This window comes from Mesorhizobium jarvisii, assembly GCF_003601985.1.
GTDB classification, from domain to species: Bacteria; Pseudomonadota; Alphaproteobacteria; order Rhizobiales; family Rhizobiaceae; genus Mesorhizobium; species Mesorhizobium jarvisii.
In genome coordinates this window covers 1-434 of record NZ_QZXA01000035.1, presented here as the reverse complement: position 1 = coordinate 434, position 434 = coordinate 1, and the positions used below count along the sequence as shown (strand labels likewise).

Genomic DNA, 434 nt, shown 5'->3' with positions numbered 1-434 from the left:
TGCCGCCTTCTCGTCCCTTGAAGCCGTGTTTGAGCGCATTGGTCAGCAATTCGTTCACAACCAGCCCCGTGGGCATCGCAACGTTAATCGACACGGGATAGGTATCCACCTTCATGTCCAGGCGTATGCCTTCCACCGCATGCGAAGCCATTACCGCCGATGCTATCTGGCTGAGATAGATACCAAGATCGACCTCATCCTTCTGCTCGTCGTTCGACAGCGCCTGGTAGCGTCGACGCGGCCGGCCAACCTCTCCAACCGTTTCTGGTCGGGCTGATGCTCTTGTGCAGCGCTTCCTCTGCTATTACTCGAAGGCGGACCTTGGGCCCGCCTTCGACGTCCGGCTAGATTCAGCCGCCCATCTTCTTTGCCATGGCGCAGAAATCTGCGTGCGACTTGTTGAGCGTGGTATCGCCGCAATCTTTCAACACCGC

Annotated in this window: 1 pseudogene; it reads right to left on the bottom strand. The window is 57.8% G+C overall.

Annotation, left to right across the window (positions count from 1 at the left end):
- Positions 1–276 (bottom strand): annotated as a pseudogene (locus D3242_RS34230) (ATP-binding protein); the annotation flags it as partial.
- Between the last annotated feature and the right edge of the window lie 158 nt (positions 277–434).